Genomic DNA, 17,480 nt, shown 5'->3' with positions numbered 1-17,480 from the left:
CATTGTCTAAAATCGGACACATTAGAAAAAGGCCTTCACCAATAATCTGTGAAAACCCTTATTCTAAAAATTATATTCTTTTTACCGCGATTTTAGTTGGAATTGCACTAGATTGAAACAGTTTATTTTATTCTATAGGAAGTGTTAAAAGTTTTGCCGTCATTTTAAAGAATCAGGTTTTTAGAAATATATCTTTTTGATCAGCTGTGCCATCAATAATAAAAGGAATATTTAGTGCTTTGGAAATCTGCAATAATGTATCAACCTTTGGACTTGTTATACCGGCTTCGATTCTGCCAATTGTTGATTTAGGCAAGTCTGCTAAATCAGCGAGCTGTTGTTGAGACAGCTTCTGCTGCTGACGGTGAGTTTTTATTTGTGCTGCGATTTTTCCTTCATACTGCAGATTCTGTACATGCTGTTCACCGCGCATTTTAGCGTAGCGTTCAAAAAAATCACTCACTGTTTTTCTCCTCCTTGTATTAATAGAGATTAGGGTCATCTTCGCAATAATTTGAATAGCTTTTTTCAGCTGGGAGGATATCTCTCCGGTTGATTAAGCCATTATATTGTTTGTTGAAATAATGAAGCAAAACTACTTTATGGTAATTGTGAATTGCATAGATAATAGGATGATTTCCTGTTTTACCACCTTTTATTCCCCACCTATAAAAATTAGTATAATTTGTGTGTGTGCTATAATCTGTTTCAAAGAAGGTGGCGTTTCGTCTGAATCAAATAATATACTCTCGGGAAAAGGGTTAATGGAAATTATAGTAAGCTGTCTGGCGTACATGTCTGCAACTTTGCACCAAATGCTTTGTTTCCCAATTCGTAATTCTTGTTCAGCGCGGTCCAGTAGATACGTTTCAAAATGAGATGTATTTCCTTTATATAATATTTCAAATTTTGATTCGGACATATCACTAATCCTTATGTTTTATTGTATGCTAATGATAGCATTAATGCTATCGGAAGTCGAACTTTTTTGCTCCTCTATCTATATTTCTCTGTCAAAATACTTCCTTATTATTTAAAATAAAAAAGCTCCTACGAATAACAGGAGCAATAAAAAGAAATTTAGTCGAGAGGTGGAATCTGTTGTTTCATCCTACGGTATTCAAGGGGAGTCCTATTAGTTAATTTCTTGAATATTTGACTAAAATATCTGGCTTCTATATAACCGACTTCATGTGCGATTTCGTAAGTTTTCAAGGTAGTGGAGCAAAGAAGTTCTTTAGCTACTTCGATTCGCTTTGTTGTTATGTAATCGATAAAATTCATTCCGGTATGTTGTTTAAATAATTTACTGAAATAGCTATTGCTTATATTTAATTGTTTGGCTAGTTCAGATTGACTTTTGGTTTCCTGATAATGATGTTGAATATATCGGATAATTTCTTCAAAGTCTAAAGTGTATTGTTCATCAAAATATTTATAGATTGTTAGATTTTCACTTTTATTATAAAATTCAGAAGCAGTACATGCCTGTTTGTAAATGTTAATTAACTGTGTAAGTTCACTAGTAATTAAGCTTAGGTGAAGGGTATAGAGAGCTTTTGTGTCTGCTAAATAGTTGTTCACTTGATCAATTATATTTTTCCAGCCTTCTTCGTTCTTTAATGAATGACAAAAATATACCTGCTGATCAGTTTTGTCCTCAATCAAATAAACATTTTCTATATTTAACACTCTTTTATTTTTATCCATGGAACGAATGATAATAAATCCATAGCCTGGATGAATAATTTCAATAGCTCTTATCTTATCGAGATTTTCTAATGAATTATGCTCAACTAGATCTTTGATTAACAAGGATACGAGCTCATCCTTTTCTTGTTGCTTTGACTGTAATTTATTCCTAATGGAGAGTATCGTCGTTTTTAATTCATCAATATTCGTTGGCTTTAATAAAAAGTCGTCAGCACCAAACTTGATTGCTTTTTGAGCATACTCAAATTCATCGTGTCCAGTTAATAGAACCATTTTGAGACTGGGAAAACGTGTACGACAGGTTTCAATTAGTTCTAATCCATTTATTCCCGGCATGCGGATATCAGTCAAAAGGATGTTGATTTGTGGTGTGTCAGCTAAAATTTGTAATGCTTCATTACCATTTGTTGCTGTTCCAACAACTTCAATTCCCCAATCACTCCAAGGAACTGTTCTTTTTAATCCTTCTCGAATAGTCCATTCATCATCAACAATTAATATAGAAAACATGATTTACCCTTCCTTATATGGAATTAATATTTCTATTCTTGTACCTTCATTGTCCTTGGAAGTAAGAGTCCACTGGAATTGGCTCCCATAGCTCAAATACAATCGTTTACGAACATTTTCAATGCCAATACCCAGCTCTTCGAATTCCAGGCCTTCTTTTATTTCTTGATTGACTTGAACGAGCGTTTTTTCATCCATTCCAACACCATCATCCTGTACAATAATACGGATCCTTCTGTGCTCTTTTGTAATAGAGATATCAATTTTTCCTTTTGATACCTTATTCTCAAGGCCATGCACAATCGCATTTTCTACAATCGGTTGTAATAATAAGGCTGGAATTTTTTGATTAAGTACTAAATCATCAACTGTTAGATGAACATCAAACTTGTCACGATAGCGAAATTCCTGAATGGTTAAATAGTTTTTGAGCTGTTTTACATCCTGTTTAATTGTAACGAAGTCTTTGCCTTTTCGGACAGAATATTTCATAATCTCGCTTAATGATACGACAATTTTGCTAATATCGTTGACTCCTTCAAGGCGTGCAAGCCAATTAACCGTTTCTAATGTGTTATAAAGAAAATGTGGATTGATCTGGGCGCGTAATGCTTTTAGTTCAGAGTCTTTCATACGAACCTGTTTTTCATAGTTTTCCTGAATGGATATTTTTAACTTTTCTAACATTCGATTAAATCTTTTTCCAAATATACCAATATCATCATTAAATTTCGAATCAAACCGGACTTGAAGATTTCCTTTTTCTACTTCTTTCATTAAATTGATTAACTTATAAAGTGGTCTCGTAATAGTTTTAGACAGGTAATACGCAAGCCATATTGAAAAAATGATTCCAATTAGTGCAAAGTTGAGCGTTAAATTACGAACAAGATAATTTTTTTGCTGGATGATATCCATTGGGAGAATACTTACTGTTTTAAAATTTGTATTTTCATCTGTTTGATAGGTTAGAATCGAACTTATATCATGCCAGTCAAAATGAAAGAATCCTTTTTCCCCATCCATAATACGTTGATAGTAGTCCATTTCAAATTTTGTCCCAACGTTTGTTTTATTTGGTTGACTTGAAATGATATAACCTTGGTTGTCTAATAGGAAAAAGCTTTCCCTATTTGAGAAGTTATTTTTTTCATAGATAGTTGAAAAAGCAGATTCATAGATATCAACCATTAAATAGCCGATTTTTTCATTTGTGGTGGAGTCTACTAAAATTCTTCCAGCAGTGAGAACGATATCTTGATTATCTACTCCATTAATAGAATAATTCGTATCCCATACTAAGGAGCCTTTGGCATTGTTAGCTTTTCTAAAAACTCCCCATGATTCCCGAATGGAATTATATCGGTTAGGCAGGTATTCATTTGAAAAATAACGATCCCCATTTAAACCGATAACATAAATATTAACCTCCCAGTCTTTGACTCCAGTTACAGTATCAAATAATTCATTTACATATTCAAAGTCTACATATTTTTCGTTTAAATTTCGGGTATTATTTTTCTTTAAGATATCTTGTATTTCTTCGTTTTTATAGAAAAAAAGAGTCATTTGCTCAATATCGTCTAAGAAAAAGGACACTTGATTATTGATAGATGTTAAACGTTCTAATTCATTTTCACTTACTTCTTCTTGAAGTAGCTCTGATAGAAAGTTAAATGTAAAAAAACCTAGCAGCAATAAAGGGACTAAAGAAGTAATGATAATAACGATGATTAATTTACTGCGTAAATTTAGACTATGAAGTTTGGCTATCATTTCTTCACCTGCTGCCTTAGAAAAAAGTTATACATTTTATGAAAAAAATATGATTGTATCCGCTTTCATTCATTTGCTATTATCATATTGTATCATAAATAAATTATTTAGGGGGTTTACTAAATGAAGAAAATATTTACTTTTCTAGTAGCAATAATGCTTCTAATTATCATTAGTGCATGTGGATCTGATGATAATGGAGAGGCCAGTGGGAATTCAAATACATTAACAGTGTATTCACCTCATCAAAATGAAATTATTAATCCAATCGTAAAAGAATTTCAAGAGAGAACGGGTATTAAAGTAGACGTTGTAACTGGCGGTACAGGGGAATTATTAAATCGTGTGACTGCTGAAGAAGGTAACCCGGGAGGAGACGTATTCTGGGGAGGCGGTGCTGAATCATTAGAAGCATTCGGTGACAGCTTCGAGCCATATAAATCAGCTGAAGACGAAGCGATCCCTACTGAATTCAAGAGTCCTAATAATATCTGGACCGGATTTTCCGCGTTACCAATGGTAATCATGTACAACCAGGAAATGGTGTCGGATATGGATGCACCAAAAGAATGGAAAGATTTAACAGATGAAAAGTGGACTGGTAAAATTGCTTTTGTTGAGCCGAGCAAATCAGGTTCTGCTTATACACAATTGGTGACTATGTTGTCTGCATACAGCGATGATGGAAATGACGGCTGGAATTTTGTAGAGGAATTTGTTGCTAACTTAGATGGAACTATTTTATCTAGTTCAAGTGCTGTACCTAAAGGGGTAGCTGATGGTGAATTCCCTGTTGGGATCACATTAGAAGAAGCGGCATATCGTTATATTGCAGGCGGCTCCTCTGTAGATATTAGTTATCCGGAAGAAGGGACTTCTGCTGTTCCCGATGGTGTTGCATTAATTAAGGATGCTAAAAACTCAGAAAATGCAGAGGAATTCATTGATTTCTTAGTCAGTAAAGATGTCCAAGAAATGATTGTAGAGGATTTTGGCAGACGAGCTGTGCGCGATGACGTGAATCCGCCGGAAGGACTTATTGGTTCTGAAGAGATTCCATTAGTAGACTATGATTTCGGCTGGTCTGCAGATAACAAAGATAGTGTAATGAATCAGTTCCAAGAGGTCTTAATTGAACAGGAATAAGGGATTGTGTTCAAATCTGATTCCTTTCTAAAGAAGGGGGAAATAATTTTGCAAGATCATGTAAAAATACAACAAATTTGTAAATTTTTTGGTGAAAATAAAGCACTTGATGATATTAATATTAACATCAAAAAAGGAGAATTTTTCACCTTGCTCGGCCCAAGTGGATGTGGTAAAACCACTTTACTTCGCATACTTGCTGGATTCTATCAACAGGAAGAAGGAAATCTTTTTTTTGAAGACAGTCATATGAATAACATCCCTGCACATAAAAGAAATATTGGAATGGTATTTCAAAATTATGCTATTTTTCCTCATTTAACTGTCTTTGAGAATGTCGCTTATGGCTTAAAGGCAAGAAAAATAAAAAAAGATGAAATAAAAGTTAAAGTAACAGAAGCACTCGATATGGTTGAATTGTCTCATCTTAAAGATAGACAGCCATCTCAATTGAGCGGCGGGCAACAACAACGTGTTGCGTTGGCACGGGCAATTGTTATTCATCCTGGCTTATTGTTGATGGACGAGCCATTATCCAATCTAGATGCAAAACTAAGAGTTAAGATGCGAGAGGATATTAGAAATCTGCAAAAAAGCTTAAATATTACAACTATCTACGTTACACACGACCAAGAAGAGGCACTTGCAGTATCAGATAGAATTGCAGTTATGAGTGAAGGCAAAGTACAGCAAATCGGCAAGCCTCATGAGATTTATTTAAGTCCTGTTAATAAATTTGTCGCTAATTTTATCGGAACTACTAACTTCTTAGATGCAGAAATAGAAATAATAGACTCTGACAAACATGCTACTGTATTTGTAGAAGGGGCAGCTTTAAAAACAAAACTTTTTGAGAGTGCTTATGGAAAGGGGATATATTCTATACGTCCGGAACAAATCAAAATCAAGGAAACTGGTGATGCAAATTCTGCTCTAGTAGAAGGAGAGATTGTTGATGCTACTTTTCTGGGAGAGTCTGTTGTATATAAAATAAGGTTTACTTCTGGCACGCTTATCAGTGCACACGAGCATTCTATCCGTTATAACATGCTAAGGAAAATTGGCGACTTAGTAAAGGTTGATCTAAATCCAGAGGAAGCGGTTATTTTTGATGAGAGCGGGGAGGAAGTACTAAATGAGCACAAGAACACAAGTCTTAAAGAAACCGTTTAATTTAAGGTTAGACTTCTGGCATTTTGTTATTATCGCAGCATTTATTCTGATTGGCTTTTTCCTTATTTATCCTTTATTTAATATTTTTATTAATAGCTTTTGGCAGGATGGAAAAGCTTCATTAGAAAACTATCAGGAATTCTTTAGCCGTAAATACTATTACTCAGCTTTAATTAACAGCTTTATTGTATCTACATCTGCGACCTTTTTTGCCTGTGTGTTAGGTATTCCAGTTGCTTATGCAATGTCACGATTTAATATTCCATTTAAAGGGGTATTCCATATTTTAATTATACTAACGTTGTTGTCTCCACCGTTTATCGGGGCATATTCCTGGATACTAATGCTTGGAAATAATGGATTTATTACAAACTTCCTTGCAAATATTGGAATTGAAATACCATCTATCTATGGATTACATGGAATGATTTGGGTATTCACCTTACAGTTTTACCCGCATATTTATTTATATGTATCAGGAGCTTTGAAAACAATTGATGTTTCACTAGAGGAGGCATCAAGCAGCCTTGGAGTTTCTGGATTTGCACGGATTCGTAAAGTTACCTTACCATTAATTTTTCCGACAGTGTCAACTGGAGCTTTGATGGTATTTATGGCATCTTTCGCTGACTTTGGTACACCAATGTTAATCGGTCAAGGAGAGAAGGTGCTCCCAATTCTTGCGTATGATCAATTCATTAGTGAAATGGGGTCTAACCCGGCAATGGCCAGTACGTTAAGTATGATTTTACTTTCTGTGACTACTGCTGTTTTACTATTTCAACGCCATATTATGAATAGAAAAACGTATACTATGAGTTCATTACGACCTCCAAAAGTAATTAAGTTAAGTCCCGTGAAGCGTATCTTAGCGACATTAATGGTAATGGGCATTGTTACATTATCTATCATTCCACAGGCAACTGTAATTACTACTTCATTCTTGAAAACTAATGGACCGGTTTTTGTTGGCGGGTTTAGTTTAGATAGTTATCGAGAGGTGCTTTATAAAGTTCCAAAAGCAATTCAGAATACGTTTACGTATGCAAGCGTTGCAATTGTGATTATGGTCATTGCCGGGCTTTTACTTTCTTATGTGGTGGTGAGAAGAAAATCCAAAATTACTTCTTTCCTAGATGCGCTAATTATGATTCCTTATGTAATTCCGGGTACTGTTCTGGGTATTAGTTTGATCATAGCCTTTAACAAACCGCCAATTGAATTAACAGGTACGTGGGTAATCTTAGTTATTGCATATGTTGTAAGGAAATTGCCGTATACAATGCGGTCCAGCACCGCCATATTGCATCAGATTGATAAAAGTGTTGAGGAAGCATCGATTAGTTTAGGGGTACCTCCAATGAAAACATTCTTTAAGACGACTGCTGTTTTAATGATACCGGGAGTCTTATCTGGAGCAATATTAAGTTGGGTAACAACTATAAATGAATTAAGTTCAACCATCGTTTTGTATTATGGTGCAACTGCAACGATTACTGTTTCAATTTATAGTGAAGTATTTACATCTAATTTCGGAACAGCTGCAGCATTGGCATCTATGCTGTCGTTAGCTACGATTATTTCATTAATTATTATTATGATTATCTCAGGAAAGAAGGAGATATCAGTTTAATTCTGATTTTTGGATAGGGTGACGATCAGAACTCGATATGTAGATTGTGTAATAATCGTTCAAGTGGATGTTTTGTAAGAGAGAATGATAGGGACAGAAGTTTGGGGTGACTCTTGAAAAAACGGTGTTAGAAACTATAAAAATTAAATTATACGGGGAGGCATAACATGATACGTTTTGGAACAGGCGGCTGGCGGGATATTATAGGTGAAAAATTTACATTTGATAACGTGAGAAAGTTTTCCCAAGGAATCGCAAATCAAATTCTTCAAAATCATAAACAGGATCAAGGGGTTGTTATCGGATACGATAATCGTTTTATGGCTGAAGAATTTGCCAAAGCTTCTGTGGAGATATTTGCTGCAAATAATATCAGAGTTATATTTCTAACGCCATCGGTCCCGACACCATTAGTGAATTTTGTCACCATTGAAGAAAAAGCAGCAGCAGGCTTAACTTTTACAGCTAGTCACAACCCTTATATATACAATGGTATTAAGTATGTCCATGAAGGTGGATTGCCCGCAACGGAAGATATTACAACCGAGCTGGAAAAATCAATCAATGCGGTTCAAGCAGATGAAATAAAGCGAATACACTATAACCGTGCTTTGGAAAATAATTTGACTATTAGAAAAGACTATACAAATGAATTCATTACTTTTGTTGAATCACAAATTAATTTGGATTTAATTAAGCAGGCTAATATTAGTGTACTATATGATCCGATGTTCGGCACCGGTATTAATTCCTTATTAACGTTATTAGTAGATTCCAGATCAAAGATAAAAATTATCCATGATAAAGCAGATCCTCTATTTGGTGGCCGTGTTCCTGCACCGACAGAGTCATCTTTATGGAGATTAACGGGAATGATGAAAGAAGAACAATATGATATTGGTATAGCAACTGATGGCGATGGTGATCGAATTGCGATTATTGATGAGAAAGGCTATTATGTTGATGCAAATGAGATATTAGTTATTTTGTATTATTACTTTTTGGAATACAAAGGAATGAAGGGAAATGTAGTTCGTAATATTTCGACAACACATCTCTTGGATGATATTTCTAATTATTATGGGTTTGAATGTATTGAGAAACCGGTTGGATTTAAACATATTGCTGAAGGAATGCTTCAGTCAGATGCTGTTTTGGGTGGGGAGAGCTCTGGAGGGATTACCATTAAAGGACATCTTTTGGAAAAGGATGCGATACTTTCAGCCGGGATTATATTGGAGCTGCTTGCTTACACTAAGAAACCACTAAGTGAGATTCGACAAGAGATTAAAGGAAAATTTGGTAAACGATATTTTAAGGAGCATAATTATAGTTATGAAGCAGAGTACAAGGAGCATATTCAATCTGTTATCTTCGGTACTGCTGCCGAAAAACTTTATCGAGGAGACCTTTTGGAGCATAAGACCTATGATGGAGTGAAGTGGGAATGGTCGGATGGTACGTGGTGTCTTGTCCGTTTTTCAGGAACAGAGCCGGTACTGAGAATTATGGTAGAATCCCCTAAAGATGATAAAATAGAAGGAATCATTCAAAATGTGATGAAAGTTATCGAATCAAGTATACTGAGTCATCACTAATATATATTTACAGGGAGTATTGAGCCATGAAATTTAAAGTTCCTTTTTTACTATCTGTTTGTATCGTTGTTTTATCCATTATCTATATATTCAATCTAATTAATCAAGATTTTGTACTAAATAAAGAGGATGAGTATGAGGATACAATGAATATATGGCTTACTACTCCCGGATTAATCTCTTCTGTTGAACGCTTTCAGGAAGAATCAGGGATTAAAATGAATATTACAAAATTCAAAAGTGAAGAGGCACTGGTTGAGGAACTTATACTTCCCAATATGGAAGACAATCTTCCTGATCTTATTGAAATACATTCTAGTTATGGACTGGATGAGATTATGGAATTAAGTAATCCTAATTCAATCCAAAAAATTGGAGAGGATTTTTCGGTTGCATTCCATGAAGCAACATTAGAAAACTTTTCTTATGATAATGGATTATATGGTTACCCATTAGGGATTGAGATTCCAATCATTATTATAAACCGGACCATTCTAGATAATCATATAGAAGATAATCAACGTGTTTCCCCTTTTAATTCTTGTGATACGCTTGCAGTATACAAGGAAATTCAAGATAAAATAAATAACAATAAAGCAAAAACATTTTGGTTTTTTCACTTTGATGAAGATATTCCGTATTATTGGGATGCCTTTCAACAGAAAGAGCAGGGAAGTAAAACTTCCTTTGAAAAACTTTGGACGAATTTAATTAAAGAGTATGAACTGGTACCACCATTAGACAACCATATGGCAGTAACGAAATTTTCCAATATGGAAGTAGGAGCGCTTATTACCACTTCTAGCAATTTACAAATGATTCAAGAGTTGGTTAGAAGTACTTTTGAAATAGAAGTTTTGCCGCTATTCGATAGTGGAGAGCCCTTATTTGTGTCAGGGAGCGGATTTATATCTTTTAGTAATGAGAAAAAGGTTGAGATGTTTTATAGCTTCCTAGATCAGGATGATGTACAGTTAGAATTCTTAAGCAATACAGGCTGGATACCAGCAAAAAACTCACTAATTGAAAGCAAACCTTTTATTCTTCAGTTACCTATGGCAAAATATTTGGGAAATCTAGTTAAGTATCATGATGTATTCAGTGGGAAAGAACTATCTGGCGAGAGTTGGGAAACGTGGAAAAATATTAAAGAAGAAGCTATTGGTATTGAAATGAGTATTGAATGAAGAAGAATGTTAGGATTGAGTCGAGCTTGCAAAAAATATGTCGAAACGAGTGGGGGCATAAGAATGGAGCTTATTGAGAAATTTATTCAATCAAAAAGTGGTAATATGGCATTGTGTGAGGATATGTATTTTCATAATGAGTATTTTGCCGCTGTGATTGATGGAGCAACTAGTGTCTCGGACAGCTTATACGGCGAAAAGACACAAGGTAGGATAGCTGCAGAATTGATTCGAGATGCAATTTCGTCATTAAATGGAAGAGAGTCAATAGATGAAATCATTACAGTTATTAATGAAAGATATAAAGTGTTGTATAAAAAATTAAACTTGGAGCAGGAAGTTCTTGAAATTCCATATATTCGTCCAAGTGCTTCGATGATTATTTATAGTAAATATCATCATAAAGTATGGATGGTTGGAGATTGTCAGCTTTATTTCGATGGTAAACTCTATCAAAATATTAAAAGAATAGATGAGGTTTTTAGTGAAGCCAGAAGTATTATTGTTCAAGGGGAATTAGTAAAGGGAAGAACTGTAAAGGAATTACTGTCAGAGGAAGACGTCGGTTTCCGACTAATTAAGCCGTTTATTCAAAAGCAGTATAATTTTCAAAATGCAACTCCAGATTCCGATTTAAGTTATGCAGTTATAAATGGTTTTCCGATACCCTCAGAACTTATTAAGACGATAGATTTATCAGAGGATGTGAAAGTTTTCTCTTTAGCGTCCGATGGCTACCCAACGATATTAGAGAGTCTTGAAGCCTCCGAGAAAGAACTATCACGTTTATTAATGGTTGATCCACTTTGTATTTATGAAAATAAATCAACAAAAGGTATAGCTAAAGATAATATATCATTTGATGACAGAACCTATATTAAGGTTCGTATTGGCTAGGATTTTTCCTTCAAACAATGAATTATATTTTAAGTAATAAACCCAATCATTATAAGGGAATGATTGGGTTTATTTTAGACTAATATTGAAGAAGCAATGAATTTGATTACTACTTCCTCACAACAGGAATCCACATTTCACCATATACCTTGCCATCACGCTTACCCATCTCAACAGATGTATTTGGCCCGCCGACATATGCAACATCCTGAGCTTCCGGCAGAGCCTCGCCAAAAGCTTTACCAGTAAGTGTCTCATGCAAGTCTTTAGCAGTTTCTGCTTCTCCTTTAACAACAACATATTCCCCTTTAGGAAATTGAATAACTCTTGTTGCGTCAGGTAATGTCTCTTTCGTCATTACACCAGCATAATGCATCATCTTATTATTCACCGCTTCATTGACGATAAAAATGTAGTCATTATCAGCAACAGTTTTTAACGTATCCAGTGTTCCATCCTCATTCACTTTATTCCAGAAATCAGCTTTTTCTTTATTGATTCCCATATAGTCTGTATAATCACTTTTCAGTTCTGTTCCAAAACCTAACACCACAAAGCTGTCTTTTTCTTCTAATGTATAATTTGCCATATTCAAAACCTGCCTTTTTAAGAATTTGTACCAAATGAGTTGTCTTTTCATTTGATATGTTTATACTAACGTTAAATCATGTCAAAAAGTGATACTGTTTAGGAGGATATCATGAAAAAAGTTGAACGGATTAATATAATCATGCGCTATATCAATAATCGCTCCCGTTTTACCATATCAGAAATCATGCGGGAATTTAACATTTCACGATCGACAGCTATTAGAGATATACGGGAAATTGAAGCGATGGGAATGCCGCTTGTCGCTGAAGTGGGAAGAGACGGAGGTTATTTTGTTATGAATAACTCCGTCCTGCCCACTGTTCGCTTCACGGATAATGAGATCAAAGCTCTTTTTCTTGCTTTTATGGCTACAAGAAATCAGCAGCTTCCTTATTTAAAAAGCCGTCACTCTCTGGCTGAAAAGCTGCTTGGTTTAATCTCTGAAAATCAACAGGATGACCTGGTTCTTTTAAATCAAATTCTGCTGTTTGAAGGAACTAATCCCAATAATCCTGATTTGCTTGACCTGTCTGATCTTCCTCATCCTATGCTGGAACAGCTTATCCAAAACATCCTTTTGGATAGCTATTTATGGATTACTGTACAGGAAGGAAAAGAATTAAAATTTTATCCGATTTATCTTCTGCATCTTTATCGGGAAAAAAGCCGCTGGTTGATTGAAGGCTTCCATTTGAAAGAAGAAAAGACGCAAATTATTCCTGTAGACAGTCTTACTGATGTTGAACCCTATCCTGTTAAAAATAGACTAAGCAGGAAAAAGATTTTGGAGAAACAGCGTTTGCAGAAAAAAGATGTTAACCTTGTGATTGGCTTGGGGCCAAAGGCAATTGCTCAATTTAAAAAGTATCATCCCCTTACTGTTTCCATTTCTTATACTAATCCTTACCAGACTAGTGCGCGTTTAAACACTTTTGTCGATGTCAGGAATGAAGAGGAGATTAGTGAGATGGTTAGCTGGCTGCTTTTTCTTGGGGAAGATGTCGTGGTTAGGGAAATGCCGGGAGAGGTATTGTATGAAGTAAACAAGAGAGGATGGAGATATTGATTACGGGATTTTTGAACGAGAGTTCACAGAGTAAAGAGGTGCTATTACATAATTTAGATTTCTAAAAATTTATCTTGTATATCCAAATGAAAACGCTTATAATAAAATACAGAATACGGTATATTGGCAAAAGGGGGGTATATATGTGGGAAAGACTCTATTCTAAAAATGGTCTGGCGGCTAAGAAAATTGCAGAGTTATTGAATAAGATAGATGTTGGAGCCAAGGTGCCACGAGTTTCAGATTACAGCGAAAGATTGAATATTGGCAGAGGAACTGTGCAGCAGGCTATGAAATTGCTGGAAGAGATGAAAGCAATTCAGACAGAGGCAAGAGGTCATTTAGGCACTTTCTTAGTTTGGAAAGATGATGATGTTTTATTGGAAATAGCAGGGATTGCTCCTTTGATTGGATCAATGCCATTGCCTTATTCCAGAAAGTATGAAGGATTGGCAAGTGGAATTGTTGAAGCTTTTGAATCAGCAGGAAAGCGGGTTAATTTAATTTATATGCGTGGTGCAACAAATCGAATTGAGTCTTTAAGAACGAAGAGATGTGATTATGCTGTTGTATCCAAAATGACTGCAAAACTTACTTTATCTGACTATCCTAATCTGAAAATATTAAGAAGCTTTGGAGAGAATACCTATGTCTCTGCGCATAAAGTTTTCTTAGCAGACAAAGAAAAAAATGAAATTGAGGATGGAATGAGGGTTGGCGTGGACCAAGAGTCATTAGACCAATTTCAATTAACACATCTGGAATTTGCGGAAAAAGATGTTGAATTTGTAGATGTTAACTATATGCAGCTATTCGATAAATTATCGAGTAAAGAAATAGATGCTACCATTTGGAATGTGGATGATAAGAGGATGACAAGGAATTTTAAATCTATTTCCTTCCAATCTGTAGAAGCTCAGAAGCTTGCAAGGGACACATCGCAGGCGGTCATTGTTATTGAAGGTGACCGGGAAGAGGAAATGAACGGAAAATGGCACTCCGTAACTGAAGAGAAGATACTACAGGTGCAACAAAGTGTAGAAAAGGGAGAAGTAATACCGAGGTATTAATATCCTTCCTTATAATAAAATACAATATACAGTATATTGAGGTATGATAATATGAACAAATTGGAAATGAATAAGAAATTAACAATTTTATTAGAAGGTCAAATCATTACGAAGCAAGCTTATGATGTTACGAATCAAACGTATGATTTTTTAGCAGCAAAATTTAACAAAGAACCAATTGAAAACTCGGAAATGTTTTGGACACATATGTGTATGGCTTTAGCCCGAATTGAAAAAGGGGAAGAATTGGAAGGTCCATCTCAGGCAGTCGTAGATGATATATATCAGACACCATATATGGAAGAAATAAAAGAGGTCATTGAGTTTGTAAAAGATCAGCTTCATCACGAATTTCCAAAAGAAGAGCAGGATTATTTTTATCTCCATTTACATGGAGTTATGGAGAATAACAAATAGGAGGTTTTATTATGTTGAAAATTGTAATTGGTGGTCAATTAAACAAGCAGGTAATTGAGAAGCAAATTAAAGAGTTGGGTGGGCAGGAAGTCGATGTGGTAATCAAGAGTGATTTAGATGCTGTAATGGCTATTAAAAATAAGCAGGCTGACTACTATGTCGGAGCGTGTGAAACTGGATCAGGCGGTGCACTTGCAATGGCTTATGCGTTATTAGGACAGAGCAATTGTGTTTCGTTAGCTTCCCCGAGTTCTGTCATGAGCAAAGAGCAAATAGAAGAAGAAGTAAACAAAGGGAAGGTAGCTTTTGGTTTCACTGCTCCTTCCTCGAAGAATATGTTAGATATTTTAATCCCTGCTTTACTAAATAAATAAGGACGGGTCAGGAGGTAGGAAAGAATGGAGTTTACAATCATTCAGCTTATATCTATTGCTTTAGTCGGTGCAATAGGTTCCATGCTGGTTAATCGAGGGGTAGCAGTGTTTAATGATGGGCTGCGGCCTATTATGCCAGAATATTTGGAAGGACGTATTACAAGAAAAGAACTGGCAGCAACTAGTTTTGCTTTAAGTTTTGGGTTAATTATTGGATTTGGGATTCCTTTATCCATTGGTGCAGTAATTATTATAGCACATAGTATTTTATTAGCTTGTGACATCATTGGTATTTGGACGCCAGATAGTAAAAAAGGAATGATTATCTCAGGAATTGTCGGCGCTGTGTACAGCATTGGAGTATGTCTGGGTCTTCAGTTTATTGTTGATCTGTTTAACCAGCTTCCAATCAATTTCTTGGAGTCTTTAAGTCTGGTAGGAACTCCTATCATTATATCTTTCACGGTTTTCCCGGCAGTAGCTGTAGGGTATCAGCATGGGATGAAGAAGGCAATGAGTACAGCTCTGATTACTTTTATCGCCTACCTCTTATTTGCTAAATTTGGATCATTTACCGTTGCCTCTTATGATATAACATTAAGTCCGGAGGGGATGGCGCTCTTAGTCGGAATGTTGATGATGGTATATTATGCGGCAAAAGTGAAAGGCGAGGGAGAATCTACGAATGCTGATTTGGTAAATATATTTGCTGAGCGTGTAAATAAAATCAGGAAAAACCGCTGGTTACTTGCGTTAATGGGTGGTTTGATTGCGCTGGTATCTGCACAGTTAATACTTGCAGTAGATGCCATGCCGCAAGCCTTAATTAACGAGGGAAAATATACTGAAGGTGCAATTGCAACGTTTGCAAGAGCGATTGGATTTATTCCTTTGGTATTCTCAACCGCAATTGTAACTGGAGTCTATGGTCTTGCTGGTACAACAATGGTTTTTGTAGTTGGTCTTATTTTTAGGGATATTCCGATACTGGCGTTCGTATTAGGAGCCGTAGTTATGTATGCAGAAGTAATGCTGCTGTCCATAGTTACTAAAAGCATGGATAAACTCCCGGGAGTTCGGGAAATGGGAGAGCATATTCGAACATCATTAGCGGATGTATTGGGGATGGCCATATTAATTGGGAGTGCCATGGCTTCTGAACAGATTGCGCCTGGAATTGGATTTTTCTGGGTGATGGGATTCTACCTAATTAACCGTATGGCCAAGAAACCGCTCGTAGAATTAGCTGTAGGACCTGTAGGAGTTGTTGCTTTAGGAATTCTGGTCAATATTTTGAACCTGGTAGGTTTATGGTAAATAAATTTCTTACATAAACCACATCACTCTGTCATTTTAAATGGATAGAGATATAAAGCTAGTTGAAGCCTATGGAAGGAATGGGATTGTTATGTTAGTTAGCGGGATAACTTATATGCATGAGCATACGACAATAGATTTATCGGAAGTGAAAAATACGGAAGACTGCCAACTGGATGTGTTCTCGGAGACTGTATCAGAATACAAAAAATTATACGAAAAAGGTGTCCGGAATATTGTTGATGTCACAAATTTTGGGATGGGAAGGAATATTCCATTTGTAGAGAAGGCTGCGGAATTAAGCGAGATAAATATTATTCATTCTACGGGTTTTTATCAGGAAGAATTCTACCCAGTACAGGTGTGGAGAGAAACCAAGGAACAGTTGGCTGAAAGAATGATAAAAGAAATCAATGAGGGGATTAAAGGAACAAACGTAAAGGCTGGCATTATTGGAGAAATTGGTACGAGTTTTAATGAATGGACAGTAACAGAGAAGAAAGTCTTTGATGCTGTTGTTATTGCTCATAGAGAAACCAATAAACCGATAACAACACATACCTCCATTGGGACACTTGGATTAGAACAGGTAGAATTTTTCAAATCAGAAAAAGTAGATTTGGATAAAGTTGTTATCGGACACGTTGATCTTACTGGAGATGCCGATTATATATTGAACATGTTGAAACAAGGTGTATATGTTGAATTTGATACGGTAGGTAAGGAAAGCTATATGCCAGACCGCACAAGAGCAGAAATGTTAAAGAAAATCCAAGATGCCGGATATATAGAACGCGTATTTTTATCAATGGATATTACGAGAAAATCTCATTTAGAGTACCAAGGAGGACTGGGATACAGCTTTTTACTGGATTCGTTTGTTCCTTTGATGCAGTCTCACGGCATTACAGATGAGTCCATTGATAAAATGCTCGTAAAAAATCCGATGACTTTTATGAATACCTGAGAAAAATTATATTCATAGAGAGTTAAGGAATGCTGATATATGAAA

Annotated in this window: 16 protein-coding genes; 12 read left to right on the top strand and 4 right to left on the bottom strand. The window is 35.6% G+C overall.

Annotated elements, in window-relative coordinates; all coding sequences use genetic code 11:
• Positions 1-172 precede the first annotated feature (172 nt).
• From MHH51_RS19130 to MHH51_RS19120, 3 genes are all read right to left on the bottom strand, one after another.
• The gene (locus MHH51_RS19130) at positions 173-463 is read right to left on the bottom strand and encodes a helix-turn-helix transcriptional regulator (protein ID WP_077601663.1); all 291 of its coding nucleotides are present in this window, start codon (positions 461-463) and stop codon (positions 173-175) included.
• Between the two features lie 617 nt (positions 464-1,080).
• On the bottom strand, positions 1,081-2,223 hold the full coding sequence (locus MHH51_RS19125; protein ID WP_156985018.1) for a response regulator: 1,143 nt from the start codon (positions 2,221-2,223) through the stop codon (positions 1,081-1,083).
• A 3-nt stretch (positions 2,224-2,226) separates the two neighbouring features.
• Entirely contained in the window at positions 2,227-3,999 is a 1,773-nt protein-coding gene (locus tag MHH51_RS19120) for a sensor histidine kinase (RefSeq protein WP_339282998.1), read from the bottom strand.
• Positions 4,000-4,122: 123 nt separating this feature from the next.
• Here MHH51_RS19120 and MHH51_RS19115 point away from each other — a divergent pair, with 123 nt between their 5' ends.
• From MHH51_RS19115 to MHH51_RS19090, 6 genes are all read left to right on the top strand, one after another.
• Complete coding sequence (locus tag MHH51_RS19115) at positions 4,123-5,145, top strand: ABC transporter substrate-binding protein (protein ID WP_147210056.1); 1,023 nt, start codon at positions 4,123-4,125, stop codon at positions 5,143-5,145.
• A gap of 48 nt (positions 5,146-5,193) precedes the next feature.
• The gene (locus MHH51_RS19110) at positions 5,194-6,318 is read left to right on the top strand and encodes an ABC transporter ATP-binding protein (protein WP_339282995.1); all 1,125 of its coding nucleotides are present in this window, start codon (positions 5,194-5,196) and stop codon (positions 6,316-6,318) included.
• Positions 6,281-7,951 carry an iron ABC transporter permease gene (locus MHH51_RS19105; protein WP_339282993.1) on the top strand — a complete coding sequence of 557 codons (1,671 nt, stop codon included), beginning with the start codon at positions 6,281-6,283 and terminating at the stop codon, positions 7,949-7,951. Before MHH51_RS19110 ends, MHH51_RS19105 begins: the two co-directional genes overlap by 38 nt.
• A 167-nt stretch (positions 7,952-8,118) precedes the next feature.
• Positions 8,119-9,549, top strand: a complete 1,431-nt coding sequence (locus MHH51_RS19100; RefSeq protein WP_147210059.1) for a phosphoglucomutase/phosphomannomutase family protein — start codon at positions 8,119-8,121, stop codon at positions 9,547-9,549.
• Positions 9,550-9,575: 26 nt separating this feature from the next.
• A complete protein-coding gene (locus tag MHH51_RS19095) occupies positions 9,576-10,736 on the top strand; it encodes an ABC transporter substrate-binding protein (RefSeq protein ID WP_147210060.1) in 1,161 nt (386 codons plus the stop codon).
• A gap of 63 nt (positions 10,737-10,799) precedes the next feature.
• The gene (locus tag MHH51_RS19090) at positions 10,800-11,633 is read left to right on the top strand and encodes a hypothetical protein (RefSeq protein ID WP_147210061.1); all 834 of its coding nucleotides are present in this window, start codon (positions 10,800-10,802) and stop codon (positions 11,631-11,633) included.
• 109 nt (positions 11,634-11,742) lie between these two features.
• On the opposite strand, the gene MHH51_RS19085 is transcribed toward MHH51_RS19090, so the two are convergent.
• On the bottom strand, positions 11,743-12,222 hold the full coding sequence (locus MHH51_RS19085; protein ID WP_147210062.1) for a GyrI-like domain-containing protein: 480 nt from the start codon (positions 12,220-12,222) through the stop codon (positions 11,743-11,745).
• A 111-nt stretch (positions 12,223-12,333) separates the two neighbouring features.
• On the opposite strand from MHH51_RS19085, the gene MHH51_RS19080 reads away from it, so the two are divergent.
• From MHH51_RS19080 to MHH51_RS19055, 6 genes are all read left to right on the top strand, one after another.
• Entirely contained in the window at positions 12,334-13,290 is a 957-nt protein-coding gene (locus tag MHH51_RS19080; RefSeq protein WP_339282991.1) for an HTH domain-containing protein, read from the top strand.
• Between the two features lie 143 nt (positions 13,291-13,433).
• Entirely contained in the window at positions 13,434-14,360 is a 927-nt protein-coding gene (gene yhfZ / locus MHH51_RS19075; protein WP_339282989.1) for a GntR family transcriptional regulator YhfZ, read from the top strand.
• Positions 14,361-14,411: 51 nt separating this feature from the next.
• Complete coding sequence (locus MHH51_RS19070) at positions 14,412-14,777, top strand: PRD domain-containing protein (protein ID WP_147210065.1); 366 nt, start codon at positions 14,412-14,414, stop codon at positions 14,775-14,777.
• A gap of 11 nt (positions 14,778-14,788) precedes the next feature.
• A complete protein-coding gene (locus MHH51_RS19065) occupies positions 14,789-15,151 on the top strand; it encodes a DUF2620 domain-containing protein (protein WP_147210066.1) in 363 nt (120 codons plus the stop codon).
• 24 nt (positions 15,152-15,175) lie between these two features.
• The gene (locus MHH51_RS19060) at positions 15,176-16,468 is read left to right on the top strand and encodes a YhfT family protein (RefSeq protein ID WP_339282987.1); all 1,293 of its coding nucleotides are present in this window, start codon (positions 15,176-15,178) and stop codon (positions 16,466-16,468) included.
• Positions 16,469-16,583: 115 nt separating this feature from the next.
• The gene (locus tag MHH51_RS19055) at positions 16,584-17,435 is read left to right on the top strand and encodes a phosphotriesterase-related protein (RefSeq protein WP_246145103.1); all 852 of its coding nucleotides are present in this window, start codon (positions 16,584-16,586) and stop codon (positions 17,433-17,435) included.
• The last annotated feature ends 45 nt before the right edge of the window (positions 17,436-17,480 follow it).

It is taken from the genome of Oceanobacillus sp. FSL K6-3682 (assembly GCF_037976165.1).
In the GTDB taxonomy this organism is placed as follows: Bacteria; Bacillota; Bacilli; order Bacillales; family Amphibacillaceae; genus Oceanobacillus; species Oceanobacillus sojae.
The sequence above is the reverse complement of the archived record's forward strand: the minus strand, read 5'-3'. Positions and strand labels throughout refer to the sequence as shown.

Excerpts from the sequence above, each read along its gene's own strand:
- MHH51_RS19060 (WP_339282987.1), top strand. The coding sequence starts at position 15,176 with ATGGAGTTTACAATCATTCAGCTTATATCTATTGCTTTAGTCGGTGCA.
- MHH51_RS19080 (WP_339282991.1), top strand. The coding sequence starts at position 12,334 with ATGAAAAAAGTTGAACGGATTAATATAATCATGCGCTATATCAATAAT.
- MHH51_RS19105 (WP_339282993.1), top strand. The coding sequence starts at position 6,281 with ATGAGCACAAGAACACAAGTCTTAAAGAAACCGTTTAATTTAAGGTTA.
- MHH51_RS19055 (WP_246145103.1), top strand. The coding sequence starts at position 16,584 with ATGCATGAGCATACGACAATAGATTTATCGGAAGTGAAAAATACGGAA.
- MHH51_RS19095 (WP_147210060.1), top strand. The coding sequence starts at position 9,576 with ATGAAATTTAAAGTTCCTTTTTTACTATCTGTTTGTATCGTTGTTTTA.
- MHH51_RS19070 (WP_147210065.1), top strand. The coding sequence starts at position 14,412 with ATGAACAAATTGGAAATGAATAAGAAATTAACAATTTTATTAGAAGGT.
- MHH51_RS19115 (WP_147210056.1), top strand. The coding sequence starts at position 4,123 with ATGAAGAAAATATTTACTTTTCTAGTAGCAATAATGCTTCTAATTATC.
- MHH51_RS19090 (WP_147210061.1), top strand. The coding sequence starts at position 10,800 with ATGGAGCTTATTGAGAAATTTATTCAATCAAAAAGTGGTAATATGGCA.
- MHH51_RS19100 (WP_147210059.1), top strand. The coding sequence starts at position 8,119 with ATGATACGTTTTGGAACAGGCGGCTGGCGGGATATTATAGGTGAAAAA.
- MHH51_RS19065 (WP_147210066.1), top strand. The coding sequence starts at position 14,789 with ATGTTGAAAATTGTAATTGGTGGTCAATTAAACAAGCAGGTAATTGAG.
- MHH51_RS19120 (WP_339282998.1), bottom strand. The coding sequence starts at position 3,999 with ATGATAGCCAAACTTCATAGTCTAAATTTACGCAGTAAATTAATCATC.
- yhfZ (WP_339282989.1), top strand. The coding sequence starts at position 13,434 with ATGTGGGAAAGACTCTATTCTAAAAATGGTCTGGCGGCTAAGAAAATT.
- MHH51_RS19085 (WP_147210062.1), bottom strand. The coding sequence starts at position 12,222 with ATGGCAAATTATACATTAGAAGAAAAAGACAGCTTTGTGGTGTTAGGT.
- MHH51_RS19125 (WP_156985018.1), bottom strand. The coding sequence starts at position 2,223 with ATGTTTTCTATATTAATTGTTGATGATGAATGGACTATTCGAGAAGGA.